This window comes from Nonomuraea sp. NPDC050310, assembly GCF_040655795.1.
Classification (GTDB): domain Bacteria; phylum Actinomycetota; class Actinomycetes; order Streptosporangiales; family Streptosporangiaceae; genus Nonomuraea.
This window is the reverse complement of record NZ_JBFAKP010000019.1, coordinates 88,285-100,453: the sequence shown is the minus strand read 5'-3', so window position 1 is coordinate 100,453 and position 12,169 is coordinate 88,285. Positions and strand designations below refer to the sequence as shown.

The 12,169-nt window shown below is 71.8% G+C and carries 12 protein-coding genes; 2 read left to right on the top strand and 10 right to left on the bottom strand.

The genetic code is table 11. The annotated features are described in order from the left end of the window. Window positions 1-27: 27 nt before the first annotated feature. The 4 genes from AB0I67_RS32825 to AB0I67_RS32810 all read right to left on the bottom strand — a co-directional run bounded on the left by AB0I67_RS32825 (window position 28) and on the right by AB0I67_RS32810 (window position 3,594). A complete protein-coding gene (locus AB0I67_RS32825) occupies window positions 28-768 on the bottom strand; it encodes an enoyl-CoA hydratase/isomerase family protein (RefSeq protein ID WP_357931507.1) in 741 nt (246 codons plus the stop codon). A gap of 134 nt (window positions 769-902) precedes the next feature. Next, window positions 903-1,118 carry a helix-turn-helix domain-containing protein gene (locus AB0I67_RS32820; protein ID WP_020547488.1) on the bottom strand — a complete coding sequence of 72 codons (216 nt, stop codon included), beginning with the start codon at window positions 1,116-1,118 and terminating at the stop codon, window positions 903-905. Window positions 1,119-1,231: 113 nt separating this feature from the next. Next, window positions 1,232-2,830, bottom strand: a complete 1,599-nt coding sequence (locus AB0I67_RS32815; protein WP_357931504.1) for an ABC-F family ATP-binding cassette domain-containing protein — start codon at window positions 2,828-2,830, stop codon at window positions 1,232-1,234. A gap of 77 nt (window positions 2,831-2,907) precedes the next feature. Beyond that, entirely contained in the window at window positions 2,908-3,594 is a 687-nt protein-coding gene (locus AB0I67_RS32810; RefSeq protein ID WP_357931501.1) for an acVLRF1 family peptidyl-tRNA hydrolase, read from the bottom strand. 107 nt (window positions 3,595-3,701) lie between these two features. Here AB0I67_RS32810 and AB0I67_RS32805 point away from each other — a divergent pair, with 107 nt between their 5' ends. Together AB0I67_RS32805 and AB0I67_RS32800 are read left to right on the top strand one after the other, a co-directional pair. Then, a complete protein-coding gene (locus AB0I67_RS32805) occupies window positions 3,702-4,736 on the top strand; it encodes an EAL domain-containing protein (protein ID WP_357931498.1) in 1,035 nt (344 codons plus the stop codon). 52 nt (window positions 4,737-4,788) lie between these two features. Then, window positions 4,789-6,090: an aminotransferase class V-fold PLP-dependent enzyme gene (locus AB0I67_RS32800; RefSeq protein ID WP_357931495.1), complete on the top strand. Its 1,302-nt coding sequence runs from the start codon at window positions 4,789-4,791 to the stop codon at window positions 6,088-6,090. Window positions 6,091-6,392: 302 nt separating this feature from the next. Here the strand turns inward: AB0I67_RS32800 and hisG are convergent, their stop codons facing one another. The 6 genes from hisG to sufU form a co-directional block, all read right to left on the bottom strand. Continuing rightward, window positions 6,393-7,250: an ATP phosphoribosyltransferase gene (hisG, locus tag AB0I67_RS32795; RefSeq protein ID WP_357931493.1), complete on the bottom strand. Its 858-nt coding sequence runs from the start codon at window positions 7,248-7,250 to the stop codon at window positions 6,393-6,395. Continuing rightward, complete coding sequence (locus AB0I67_RS32790; protein ID WP_357931490.1) at window positions 7,241-7,504, bottom strand: phosphoribosyl-ATP diphosphatase; 264 nt, start codon at window positions 7,502-7,504, stop codon at window positions 7,241-7,243. Before AB0I67_RS32790 ends, hisG begins: the two co-directional genes overlap by 10 nt. Before the next feature lie 100 nt (window positions 7,505-7,604). Next, window positions 7,605-8,684, bottom strand: a complete 1,080-nt coding sequence (manA, locus tag AB0I67_RS32785; protein WP_357931487.1) for a mannose-6-phosphate isomerase, class I — start codon at window positions 8,682-8,684, stop codon at window positions 7,605-7,607. Window positions 8,685-8,938: 254 nt separating this feature from the next. Beyond that, window positions 8,939-11,044, bottom strand: coding sequence for a DEAD/DEAH box helicase (locus tag AB0I67_RS32780; RefSeq protein ID WP_357931484.1), 2,106 nt, complete (start codon window positions 11,042-11,044; stop codon window positions 8,939-8,941). Between the two features lie 328 nt (window positions 11,045-11,372). After that, on the bottom strand, window positions 11,373-11,735 hold the full coding sequence (locus AB0I67_RS32775; protein ID WP_357931481.1) for a metal-sulfur cluster assembly factor: 363 nt from the start codon (window positions 11,733-11,735) through the stop codon (window positions 11,373-11,375). Beyond that, window positions 11,732-12,169: a Fe-S cluster assembly sulfur transfer protein SufU gene (gene sufU, locus AB0I67_RS32770; RefSeq protein ID WP_357931478.1), complete on the bottom strand. Its 438-nt coding sequence runs from the start codon at window positions 12,167-12,169 to the stop codon at window positions 11,732-11,734. The genes AB0I67_RS32775 and sufU overlap by 4 nt, the downstream gene beginning before the upstream one ends.

Here is a 12,169-nt window from a genome sequence, read left to right as displayed (position 1 = left end):
CTCCGGGCGAACAGCGCGAGAGCCGGGTCAGCCGCCGTTGAGCGCGCGGATGCGGAGCACCTGTTCGGCCCGCTCGGCCGCGCACTGCTCCTCCAGGGAGCGCCCCGTCGCGCCCTGGAGCAGCCGCTTGGTGGCGGTGGCCGCGGCGCGGTCCACCGACAGCAGTTGCGCCGTCTTCTCCTTGACCGCCGTCGCGAGTTCGTCGCGCGGCACGACCCGTTCGGCCAGCCCGAGGCGCAGCGCCTCCTCCGCCTCGACGACACGGGCGGTGAGACAGATGTCGACCGCCTTGGCGAGGCCGACGAGGTCCACCAGCGGCTTGGTGCCGGTCAGATCGGGCACCAGCCCCAGTGCGGGCTCTTTCATGCAGAACTTGACGTCATCCGCGACGATGCGCAGGTCGCAGGAGAGCGCCAGTTGGAAACCGGCGCCGATGGCGTGTCCCTGAACCGCCGCGATGCTGACGATGTCGGGACGGCGAAGCCAGAGGAATCCTCGCTGGAATTCCGCGATCGAACTGTCGAGATCGCTTCCGGGCTGAAGGCTGCCGAACATGGAAAGATCGATTCCCGCCGAGAAGGACGGTCCCTCACCTCGCACCACGACGACACGGACCTGCTCCGGCAGGTTGTTCCCGATGCGGGTCAGTTCCGACCAGAGCGCGAACGTCTGAGCGTTGCGCTTCTCCGGCCGGTCCAGTGTGATCGTCGCGATCTCACCGTCCACCTCGAAGCGGAGGCCGGTCGCCTCCGGATTCCCCCCAAGCACGCGCTCAGCCTCCCTGGTAACGCCGGTCTGTCACACCCGAGCCTACTAGAACATTGCTCGGGCGTGACAGACTCCGCGGACTGGGACGAGCGGCTGCGGACGCGCGTTCCATACTGTGCCGACTGGCAGCCCATCTACCTCTTGGACTTGCCACGGGTCGCGCCGCCGCGCCCCCGCAGAGTCACACCGGACTCGCTGAGGATGCGGTGGATGAACCCGTACGACCGGCCGGTCGAAGCCGCCAGCGCGCGGATGCTCTCGCCCGCCGCATACCGCTTCTTGAGATCACCGGCCAGCTTTTCGCGGTCGGCCCCGGTCACCCGGGTGCCTTTCTTGAGAGTCTCGGCCACGAGTACCTCCTGTAGTGCCAGACTTCCGCAGCGTTACTCCGCCATGATCAGTCATTTCCGCGGGATCGGCTACCTACTCCACGGGAAAAGATCCGTACCCACTCAAATTAAGATCAGGCAAGAGCCACAAGATCGGAAAATTCCTCGCTCCAGGCGTCTTCTGTTCCGTCTGGTAGCAAGATCACCCTATCCGGTGCAAGAGCGTCAACGGCCCCCTCATCATGAGTGACCAGGACGATTGCTCCTGAATATGATCGCAAAGCGGTGAGGACTTGCTCCCTGCTGACGGGGTCGAGGTTGTTAGTGGGCTCGTCCAGGAGAAGCACGTTCGCGCTCGACAACACCAGTAGCGCAAGGGCCAGCCGAGTTTTCTCGCCTCCTGACAGAACGCCCGCGGGCTTGTCGACATCGTCGCCGGTGAAGAGGAAAGATCCGAGGACTTTTCTCAGCTCCGTGTCGGTGAACTCGCCCCCGGCCGAGCGCATGTTCTCCAGGAGGGTGCGGTCGGCGTCGAGCGTCTCGTGCTCCTGCGCGTAGTAGCCGACCTTGAGGCCGTGACCGGCCCGCACCTCGCCGGTGTCGGGCGCCTCGATGCCGCCCAGGATGCGCAGCAGCGTGGTCTTGCCGGCGCCGTTGAGGCCGAGGATGACCACCCGGTGGCCGCGGTCGATGGCCACGTTGACGTCGGTGAAGACCTCCAGCGAGCCGTAGGACTTCGACAGCTCCACCGCGGTCAGCGGGGTGCGCCCGCACGGGGCCGGCTCGGGGAAGCGCAGCTTGGCGACCTTGTCGCTGACCCGCTCGGCCTCGGTGCCGGCCAGCAGCCGGTTGGCCCGGCGCATCATGTCCTGGGCCGCCTTGGCCTTGGTGGCCTTGGCCCGCATCTTGTCGGCCTGCGCCAGCAGCGCCCCGGCCTGCTTCTCGGCGTTGGCGCGCTCGCGCTTGCGGCGCTTCTCGTCGGTCTCGCGCTGGGCCAGGTAGGCCTTCCAGCCGACGTTGTAGTGGTCGATGACCTGCCGGTTGGCGTCGAGATGAAGGACTTTGTTGACCGTGGCTTCGAGAAGGCCCACATCGTGGCTGATGATGATCAAGCCACCTTGATGAGAGCGCAAAAAATCACGAAGCCAGGCGATGGAGTCCGCATCCAGGTGGTTTGTGGGCTCGTCCAGCAGGAGAGTCTCGGCCCCGCTGAACAGGATCCTGGCCAGCTCGACCCGGCGGCGCTGGCCGCCGGAGAGGGTCTCCAGGGGCTGCTTGAGCACCCGGTCGGGCAGGCCCAGGCTGGAGGCGATGGAGGCCGCCTCGGCCTCGGCCGCGTAGCCGCCCAGCACGTGCATCTGATCCTCGAGGCGGCCGTAGCGGCGCACCGCCTTCTCGCGGGTCTTGTCGTCGGCGCTGGACATGCCGAGCTCGGCCTCGTGCAGCTTGCGCAGGACCTCGTCCAGCCCGCGCGCCGACAGGATCCGGTCGCGCGCCAGCACCTGCAGGTCGCCGGTGCGGGGGTCCTGGGGCAGGTAGCCGATGCTGCCGCTGGAGGTCACGCTCCCCGCCGCGGGCAGCCCCTCGCCGGCCAGCACCTTGGTCAGGGTGGTCTTGCCCGCGCCGTTGCGGCCGACCAATCCGATCTTGTCGCCCGGATTGACGCGGAAATTGGCCTTCTCGATCAGCAGCCGCGAGCCCGCGCGCAGTTCGATGTCATTAGCAATGATCATGGTGAGAATGGCTCCCGAAGGTTGGAAGTGGGATGGCAGGCGCGCCAGGTCAATCGGGAGCGTGCATGGGGATCAGTCTACGGGCCCTCGCCCACCGCCTCTCCTGCATTAATCACCCGCACCCGGACAGCGCGGAACAGGGCGGGCGTCTCCCGCAGGACGGCGAGCCGGGGATCGGGGACCGTCAGGAAAGGCTCGGCCGCTTTCGCCAGGAGCCCGGCCAGCCGCGGATCGGCGCTCAGCGCCTCCACCGCCCGGCGCTCGCCGCCCAGGATCACCGCCTCGATCTCGCCCTCGTGCGGCAGCAGCACCCGGGCCGCCGTCCCCGCCGCGCTCTCGGCCGCCTTGCCGGCCTGGTTGCCGCGCCGCCGCGCGAAGCGCTGCTGTGACCAGCCGCCCGCCGCGGTCCGGCCCTGGACGTAGGTGGAGCCCACCTTCGAGGCGATCAGCTCCGTGCCGCGGAACACCCCGGCCGCGTGCCCGCCCAGCCGCGCCAGGATCACCCCGACCGTCCGCGCCCGCTGCGCGTGCGCCACGAACCTCGACAGGTACGGCGGGGCCGCGTCGAAGGGCGGGAAGGGCACGGTCAGCTCGGCCAGCGACCCGTCGGCGGCCACCAGCCGCAGCAGCCCGGGCGCCGGGTCCGGCTCGTAGGCGGTGTCGATCGGGCCGTGGCGGCCGGCGAAGCCGTCGATCCACTTGTTGAGGCGCTCGGGGGCGACGTCTACCCAGCGCCCGCCGCCTTTCGCGGGCCGGGCAGTCATGCCAGAAGGCTAACCCACTGCGCGGGTGGGGAACTCGGGGGGAAATGTCGGTGAACTTCGCCATCCACCCCTTCTGTAACTGCGGCGACACGGAGCAGCATCAGACCGTGCTTGCCCAGATGACCGACCTCTCCCCCGTCGTCGACCTCGACACCGGGGGTGTCGTGGCCTTGCGGACCACGCCCGAGTCACTGGAGGCGGCCGGGCAGGAGAGCACGCTGCCGCTCCTGCTCGACCTGCCCGCCGGGCTGGTCATGAACGGCACCGGCGCGCTCGCGCCGCTGCACGAGACGCTGCGCCGTGCCGGGCGGCGGCCCCGCGAGGTGATCCTCGTCGTCAGCGGCTCGTGCTCCGAGCCGGAGCGGCGGCTGCTCACCGTCGGCCTCGACGGGCTGCGCGCCATCGGCTACCTGCTGGCCTTCGGCGGGGCGGGGACCGAGAGCATCCCGTTCGACGTGCTCGCGGACGCTTCGCCGTACCTGCTGGTGCTGTCGCCGGAGACGGTGGCGCGCGCGCCGCGCGACCCGCGCCGGGCGGCGGTGGCCGAGTCGGTCGCCCGCCTGGCGCGCGGCATCGGCGCGCACGTGCTGGCGCCCGGCGTCACCGACGAGCAGCAGCTCGCGATGGTGCGCTCCTGGCACGTACGGCTGGCGCAGGGCCCGCTGCTGCGGCCGGGCCGCGACGGCCGGGTGCACGTGCCGCTGCCGGTCGTCGTCCAGGAGCCGGCCACGGCGCTGCTCGGGCCCAGGGTGCTGGAGCTGCTCATGCCGGCCGTGACGCTGCCCGCGCAGGCGACGGCGGAGGAGGCCATAGAGGCCTTCGGCACCGAGCCGTCGATCACCAGCCTGATCCTGGTCGACGAGTACCAGCGGCCCAAGGGCAGCCTCGACCGCAGCCGCTTCCTGCTGTCGTTCGCCGCCCGCTACGGGCACGCGCTGCACGGCCGCAAGCCCGCGCTGCGCCTGGCCGACCCGCCCCGCACCGTGCCGAAGACCACGCCGGCCATCGCCGCGATGCAGGTCGCCGGCCAGGACAGCGCCCGCGCCTACGACGACCTGGTGGTGACCGACGAGCTCAACCGCTGCCTGGGCGTGGTGCGCGTCTCGGAGCTGATGCGCCAGGTGAGCGGGCTGCGCGCCTGATCGGGCGTGGCCGTCGTTGCCCGGCGGCCGGGCGGCGGGGTAGGAAGGTCCCGTGACCCAGTCGCTGAACCGGCGGGCCGTGCTCGGCGCGGGCCTGCTGGCCCCGCTGTCGGCCTGCACGTCCACCTCCGCCGCTCCCGCCGCCTCCGCACCGGCCGCCCCGGCCCCCGGCGACTGGGAGTCGGTGGCCGCCCAGTTCGCCCTCAAGCCCGGCGTCGCCAACTTCGCCGCCTACGTCCTGGCCCCGCACCCGGCCCCGGTACGGCGAGCCATCCAGCAGCACCGCGACGCGCTCGACGCCGACCCGCACTACACCCCGGCCGGCGGCATGGTGCCCGACGACGCCTCGCGCAAGGCCGCCGCCGACTACCTGGGCGCGCGCTTCCCCGACATCGCCCTGACCGACAGCACCACGATGGGCCTGGGCCTGCTCTACTCGGGCCTGCGGCTGCGCCCCGGCCACGAGGTGCTCACCACCGAGCACGACTTCATGGCCACCCACGAGAACCTGCGGCTGCTGGCCGCCCGCACCGGGGCCAAGGTGCGCCGCGTGCGGCTCTACGACGACCCCTTCACCGCCTCCGCCGACCGCGTGCTCGCGGCGATCAAGGCCGGGCTCTCCCCCGCCACCCGCGTCGTGGCGGTGACCTGGGTGCACTCCAGCACCGGCGTGCGCCTGCCGATCCGCGCCATCGCCGACCTGCTGGCCGCCGAGAACCAGAGCCGCAACGCCAACGACCGCATGCTGCTGTGCGTGGACGGCGTGCACGGCTTCGGCGCCATGGCCGACGGCGTCGAGGAGCTCGGCTGCGACTTCCTGGCCAGCGGCACGCACAAGTGGCTGGCCGGGCCGCGCGGCACCGGCATCCTGTGGGGCCGCGACTGGAGCCGGCTCGACCCGGTCATCACCAGCTTCGGGCCCAACGCCTTCGAGTCGTGGCAGACCGGCCGCCCGCCGGCCGCGCCCACCGCCGACTACTACACGCCCGGCGGCTACAAGGCCTTCGAGCACCGGTGGGCGATGCCGGCCGCCTTCGAGTTCCACCAGGCGCTGGGCAAGCAGCGCGTGCAGGCGCGCATCCAGGAACTGGCCACCCGGCTCAAGGCCGGCCTGAAGGACCTGCGGCACGTCAAGCTGGCCACCCCCCTCGCACCGGAGCTGTCGGCGGGCCTGGTCTGCTGCTCGGTCGAGGGACTCTCGCCCGGCGCGGCGGTCACGCGGCTGCGGGAGCGGCACCGCATCGAGACCAGCGTGACGCCCTACCGCGAGCAGTTGCTGCGCTTCGGCACCACGATCATGAACTCGCCCGAGCAGGTCGACCAGGCGATCAAGGCCATGGCGAGCCTGGCCTGAGACGCACAGCCGGGTGAGGGCGACGGCGTAGGGCGCCTGGACGCGGGCCACCTCGCTGCGCCTGGCGACGTCCTGGTGGGGACGGCCGGCCCGGCCGGTGGGCCGGGCGCCGTTGCCGCGTGCGGGAGCCGCCCAGGCCTGCTCAGGGCCGTGCGGGACGTATTCGGACAGAACCGCCTCGGCCGGACGGGGCGACCGATGGCGACACCGCCCCGCGAATCCGCCCCGGCCAGGACCCGGCGGCGATCTGGGCGTCACAGCGGGCCTCACCCGCCGTGCCGTGCCGGATCTGCGGGCGGTCGCTAGATCCGGCAGGCGTAGATGTCGGTCACCAGGATCGCCCGGGCGCCGATGTCCCAGAGCTGGTCCATCACCTGCTGGTGACCCTTGCGCCGGACCATCGCGCGCACCGCGACCCAGCCCTCCCGGTGCAGGGGCGAGACCGTCGGCCCCTCCATGCCCGGCGTGAGCGCGATGGCCTCCTCGATCCGCTCGGCGCGGATGTCGTAGTCCATCATCACGAAGTCGCGGGCGTGGATCACGCCCTGCAGCCGGCGGACGAGCTGCGTCAGGCCGCTGTGCTCGGCGGCGGCGCCGCGCTGGCGGATCAGCACGGCCTCCGAGCGCATGATCGGCTCGCCGAAGACCTCCAGCCCGACGTTGCGCAGCGTGGTGCCGGTCTCCACGACGTCGGCCACCGCGTCGGCGACGCCCAGCCGGATCGCGGTCTCGACCGCGCCGTCCAGCTTGATCACCCGCGCGTCCACCCCGCTCTCCTCCAGGTAGTGGCGGAGCAGGCCGGTGTAGGAGGTGGCCACGCGCAGGCCCGCGAGGTCCTTCACGCTGGACAGCGAGCCGGACTTGGCGGCCAGCCGGAAGGTGGAACCGCCGAAGCCGAGCGGCAGGATCTCCTCGGCCTCGGCGCCGGAGTCGAGCAGCATGTCGCGGCCGGTGATGCCGGCGTCGAGGGTGCCCTCGCCGACGTAGACCGCGATGTCGCGGGGCCGCAGGAAGAACAGCTCGCAGGAGTTGTCCTGGTCGATCAGGACCAGCTCCTTGCTGTCACGGCGGGTGCGGTAGCCCGCCTCCTTGAGCATGAGCTGGGCCGCCTCGGTGAGCGCGCCCTTGTTGGGGACAGCCAGTCGCAACATCACAGCCACCTGTACACGTCGTCGAGCTTGAGACCGCGGGCGATCATGAGGACCTGGACGTGGTAGAGGAGCTGGGAGATCTCCTCGGCGGCCCGCTCGGCGCCTTCGTGCTCGGCGGCCATCCAGGACTCGGCCGCCTCCTCCACCACTTTCTTGCCGATGGCATGGACGCCGCTGTCGAGCGCGGCCACGGTGCCCGAGCCCTCGGGCCGGGTGCGCGCCTTCTCGGACAGCTCGGCGAACAGCTCATCGAAGGTCTTCATGGTCTCTCTTCCGTGTGCGGACGTGACCACCAAGCCTAGTGCCCGCCGGGCCCGCGTTCCGGCCATGTCCACGACCCGAGACCGCCGCGAGCCGCCCAGGTCAGCCGAGGTTGGGCTGGGCCCAGAAGACGGTGCCCCGGCCGTGCAGCTCCACGTCGCCCACCCCGGCCGCGACGAAGGCCGACTCCCCCGCCGCCAGCCGGCGCCGGCCGGCCAGCACCTCGCCCTCGGTGCACAGCAGGATGCGCGGCAGCCCGCCGGTCAGCCGCAGCCGCGGGTTGACCGCCCGGCCCAGCGCGAACTCCGGCGCGGGCGGGCTGAACAGGTGCGCCCGCGCCTCGACGGCCAGCGGCTGGGCCTCCGGCACCATGACGCTCAGCAACTCGTCCACGTCGATCGGCTTGGGCGTCAGGCCCGCGCGCAGCACGTTGTCGGAGCCGGCCATGATCTCCACCCCGAACCCGTCGAGGTAGGCGTGCAGCACGCCCGCGCCGAGGTAGAGCGCCTCGCCGGGGCGCAGGTCGTGCCGGTTCATCAGCAGCGGCGCCAGCACCGCCGGGTCCTGCGGGTAGCGCTCGGCCAGCTTGGCGACCTCCTCGCCGCCGCGCTCGGCCACCTGGGCCACCAGCTCCGCGCGCTCCTCGCGCGGCCACTCCAGCAGGACGCGCAGCGCGCTCAGCGTCTCGCCCAGCCGCAGCCGGTCGATCACCGGGCGCAGGCTCGCCACCTCCAGCTCCGCCAGCAGCCCGGCGGCCTCGGCCGGGGCCTTGAACCCGGCCAGCGCCACGAACGGCGTCAGCGCGCAGACCAGCTCCGGCTTGGCGTACGGGTCGCCGTACGCGCCCCGCTCGTAGCCCGCCCGCGCCTGCTCCGGCGAGGGGTGCACCTGCAACGACAGCGGGGCGCCGACCGCGATCAGCTTCATCAGGTACGGCAGGCGCGCCCCGAACCGCTCGACGCACGCGCGGCCCAGCTCCCCCTCGGGGTCGGCCGCGATCACCTCGTCGAGCGAGCGGGTCTCGCCGCCGCGCTCCAGCAGCGACGGGCCCGCCGGATGGGCGCCCAGCCACATCTCGGCCTCGGGCCCCGGCGAGGGCACCGGCCGGCCGGCCAGCGTGGCGATCGCGGTGCGCGAGCCCCAGGCGTAGTCCTTGATCGGATTGGTCAGGCGGTCAATCACACGGCAGACCCTATCGCGCGTCTCGACCCGCCTCCCTCCAGGCGTAATCGGACGTCCCGCCACCGAACCGCCCTCCGGGCGTAATCGGACGTCCCGCCAGCGAACCGCCTCCTTCAGGACCCCCGCCCACCCGTCTGCCTGCTCCACGAACCACCGGGCGGCGAGGAGCCGATCGGCCGGTGCACGCGAAACAGCCCCCGGCCGGCAGGCCAGGGGCTGTTTCAGAAAGGCTCGGGGAGCCCTACCGCGATGGGTCAGCGCTCGTCGCGACGCGCGTCGGCCGAGAACGGCCGGCCACGGTCGGCGCGGAAGCCACCGCTCCGGGCGCCGTTGTCACGGGCGCGGAAGGCCGGACGGTCCTCACGGGTCCGGTCGCCCGCGGGGCGGAAGCCGCCACGGTCGTCCCGGCCGCGCTCGCCGCCGGCGCGGAAGCCGCCCTCGCGGGAGAAGGGCCGCTGGCCGTCACGGGAGAACGAGCCGCCCTCGCGGCCGAAGGACCGGCCACGGTCGTCGGCACGGTAGCCGCCCTCGCGCGACGCCGGCCGGGAGCCGCCGTCACGGTTGAACGAACCGCCGTCACGGTTGTAGGAGCCGCCCTCACGGGGAGCGCTGTCGCGGCCGAAGGAGCCACCCTCGCGGGGAGCGCCGTCACGGCCGAACGAACGGCCGCGGTCGTCGCCACGGTAGCCCGGGCGCTGCTGGCCGTAGCCGCCGCGGCCACGGCGGTCGTCGCCGAAGGTGCGGGGCTTGTAGCCGTCGCGGCCCTCGCCACCGGCCGGGCGGCCCTCGGAGCCGGCCGGACGGTCGTAACCGCCCTGACGGCCCTCGAAGCCACCCGAGCGCTCGCGCGGCTCGTACCCGCCGGAGCGGGGGTGGCCACCCTCGTGGCGGCGCTGGCGGTCGCCCTCGTGGGCGCGGCCGACGTGGTCGCCGTTCTCGCGCGGACGGCGGTCGCCGTACGCGCGGGGGGCGCGGTCGTCGTAGGAGCGGGCCGGACGGTCGCCGTGCGAGCGACGCTCCTCGAAGGTGCCGTCCTCGTGGCGGCGCGGGCGGCGCTCGCCGTCGAACTCGCGCCGGCGGCGCGGGCCACGGTCGAAGGAGCCCTCACGGCGGGGCCGCAGCGGCTTGCGCACGTCGGGCTCCCACACGGGGATGGACTCGCCGCTCGGGGTGCGGGCGCCGGTGACCTCGGCCACCCGGGGGTGCCCGATCTCGGCCTTGAGCTTGAACGGCTTGATGCCCGCGCGCCGGGTCAGCGCGTCGGTGGAGCGCCGCTCGTTGGGCAGGACGAGGGTGACGACCGTGCCCTTCTCGCCGGCGCGGGCGGTACGGCCGCCGCGGTGCAGGTAGCTCTTGTGGTCCTGCGGCGGGTCGAGGTGCAGGACCAGCGAGATGTTGTCGACGTGGATGCCGCGGGCGGCGACGTCGGTGCAGACCAGCACGTCGATGGCGCCCTCGCGGAACTCCGCCAGGATGCGGGTGCGCTGGTTCTGGCGCTTGCCGCCGTGCAGGCCGCCGGCCTTCACGCCGACGCGGGCGAACTGCTTGCAGAGCCGGTCGACGCCGTGCTGGGTGCGGACGAAGATGATCGTCTTGCCCTCGCGGTTGGCGATCTCCGCGGCGATGTCGAACTTGTCGTCGCGGGTGACCTGCATGAGGTGGTGCTCCATCGTGTCGACCGGGGAGGTCGCCGGGGCGATGGAGTGGGTGATCGGGTTGCGCAGGAAGCGCTTCACCAGCTTGTCGACGTCACCGTCGAGGGTGGCGGAGAACAGCAGGCGCTGGCTGTCGGTCGGCGTCTGCGCGAGCAGCTCCGTCACGACCGGGAAGAAGCCCAGGTCACACATGTGGTCGGCCTCGTCCAGGATGCTGACCTCGATCTCGTCGAGGGTCACCTCGCCCTGGCGGATGAGGTCGCCGAGGCGGCCCGGGGTGGCGACGACGATGTCGACGCCGCGGCGCAGCGCCTCGATCTGCTTGCCCATGGACATGCCGCCCACGATGACCTTCATGCGCAGGCCCAGGCCACGGCCCAGGGGCTCGATGGCGTCGTGGACCTGCAGGGCCAGCTCGCGGGTCGGAACCAGGATCATGGCGCGCGGGGCGCCGGGGGTGGGACGGCGACCGGCGATGCGGGCCATCGTGGGCAGGCCGAAGGCCAGCGTCTTACCGGAGCCCGTCTGTCCGCGGCCCAGCACGTCGTTGCCGGCGAGCACGTCGGGGATGGTGGCGCTCTGGATGGGGAACGGGGCTTCGATGCCCTGCTTGGCCAGTCCGGTCACGAGCGGCTTCGGCAGGCCGAGCAGCTCGAACTCCGAAACGGTCGCTTCGGAGATCTCGGGCATGGCAGCGTCAAGCATGGTCACGAAATCGTGCCTTTCAGTAGAAGTGGCACGTCACTTCTGCGAAAGGACGAGCCGGGGCATAACTCACCGGAGGGATTCTTCGGACCCTCGATCATGCAGACGTATCGGACGCCTGCCGGGTGGGGACTGGGCCATGTTGTTCAGCCCGTCTACGCGCACCCGATAGCCGGCGCAGGCGGCGTCACGCACCCCATAGGTGCGTCAGGTACACGTGTGTGCCAACACGCTCAGGGGAGCTGGATATTCCCGGACCTTCCGAAATCATCCGTCGGCACGCTGAAACGGCTGACGTTTTGGTGAACGCCAGCCGTACCAGATCAGATCAGACGTTGAAGCCTAGCATACGCAACTGGTCGCGGCCCTCATCGGTGATCTTGTCCGGCCCCCACGGGGGCAGCCAGACCCAGTTGATCTTCACATCGGAGACCATGCCCTCCAGGGCGGAGTGCGCCTGGTCCTCGATGACGTCGGTCAGCGGGCAGGCCGCGCTGGTCAGCGTCATGTCGATGGTGGCCACGGGCCGATCGGCGCCTTCGACGGCGTCGAGGTTGAGCCCGTAGATCAGGCCGAGGTCGACCACGTTGATGCCGAGCTCGGGGTCGACGACGTCCTTGAGCGCCTCCATGACCTCGTCGTGAGTGGTCTCACCATCGAAGCCGGTCGGGGTCTCTACTGGCTTGCTCATCCGGCAGCACTCCTCACAACTGCGTCCTTGTACGCCATCCAGGAAAGCAGGGCGCACTTCACCCGGGCGGGGAACTTGGCCACGCCCGAGAAGGCGACCGCGTCGCCCAGCACGTCCTCGTCGGGCTCCACCTGGCCCCTGCCCTGCAGGAGCCGGGTGAACTCGTCCACGACCTCCAGAGAGCCCTCCACGGTGGTGCCCACGGCGAGCTCGTGCAGCACCGAGGCGGCGGCCTGGCTGATGGAGCAGCCCTGTCCCTCGTAGGAGACGTCGGCCACCTTGCCGTCCTCCAGGTGCACCCGGAGCGTGATCTCGTCGCCGCAGGTGGGGTTCACGTGGTGAACCTCCGCCTCGTACGGCTCGCGCAGCCCCCGCCCCTGCGGGTGCTTGTAGTGCTCCAGGATCAGCTCCTGGTACATGGAGTCGGTGATCAT